This is a genomic window from Oceanivirga salmonicida (assembly GCF_001517915.1).
GTDB classification, from domain to species: Bacteria; Fusobacteriota; Fusobacteriia; order Fusobacteriales; family Leptotrichiaceae; genus Oceanivirga; species Oceanivirga salmonicida.
The window spans coordinates 1-1406 of record NZ_LOQI01000131.1; the positions used below are offsets into that span (position 1 = coordinate 1).

1 protein-coding gene is annotated in these 1406 nt (G+C 26.3%); it reads left to right on the plus strand.

Annotation, left to right across the window (positions count from 1 at the left end; translation table 11 throughout):
- Positions 1-316: 316 nt before the first annotated feature.
- On the plus strand, positions 317-1406 hold a 1090-nt coding region (locus AWT72_RS08535; RefSeq protein WP_067143627.1), incomplete at its 3' end, for an IS110 family RNA-guided transposase.

Genomic DNA, 1406 nt, shown 5'->3' on the forward strand with positions numbered 1-1406 from the left:
TAATTCTCTTTGCATAACATACTTGTATGATATAGTCATACGACTATACATACTTCTCCTTTCATAATTTTATATATATTTATTTATATATTTAATTTATTAATTTGATTTGTCGTTGTATAATAATAATGTAGTTACTGTGTATTTTTTATTTTTACATATAGCTTAGACTATTTAAAGGAGAGTATCACCACATTATTACTTTAATTTTTTATAGTTGGATAAGTCATTGAATTTTTATGTCAAACAAGTTTATTATTGTAATTTATGCTGGTTACAGTACTACTAAATTATACATTTATTGGAGGTATTCATTATGATTTATGTTGGTGTTGATATTGCCAAAACAAACCACTTTGCTACTATTATTGATAGTAATAATGTATCTATTAAAGAACCTTTTCTAGTTACTAATGATATTAAAGGTTTTTCTACTCTTTTAGAATTTATTAAAGATTATGATAAAGATAATCTTGTAATTGGTGTAGAATCTACTGCTATTTATCATTTAAATTTTGTAAGATTTTTCTATGAAAGAAATTTTAAATTAACCATTATTAATCCTATTATTACTGGTAAGCTTAGAAAATCTAATATTAGACCTACTAAAACCGACAAAATTGATTCAGTTAACATTGTCAAATCTATGATAGTAAATGGCTATACTATCTTTGAACAAGATGATTTAAATTCACTTGAATTAAAAGAACTAACTAGATTTAGAAAATCTCAAAAAGAGAAAAATGCTAAACTTAAAACTCAATTAGTCAAATGCATTGATTTAGGATTCCCTGAATATCAATTTTTTTTTAAATCTGGTATTCATTCAAAAACTTCTTATGCTTTACTCAAAGAAGCGACAACCCCTGATGAAATTTCTAAAATTCATCTAAGAAAATTAACTAATATTCTTAGTTCTAACTCTCACGGTAGATTTAAACAGTCTAAAGCTGTAGAATTGCGTGATTTAGCAATGAAATCTATCGGAAGTTGTTCGCTTTCTCTAAGTCTGGAAATCAAGCAATTAATTTCTCAAATTGAATTCATCAACCTCCAAATTGATGAAATTGAAAAAGAAATTAAAAACTTACTTGATAAAGTAGAATCTCCCATCAAATCAATAACTGGTGTTAGTGATACTAATGCAGCCATTTTAATAGGTGAGATTCCAAATATTGATAAGTTTGTTTCTCCAGCTAAATTAGTTGCTTTTTGTGGACTTGATCCTGTTGTAAAACAATCAGGTAACTTTAATGCTCCACAAACTAGAATGTCTAAACGTGGTTCTAAACTCTTGAGATATGCTTTAATTAATACTGCTTGGCAGTTATCGCTTAACAATGACATATTTGCGAAATATTACAAATTAAAGATAAATCAAGGTAAAAGACATTACAATGCCTTAG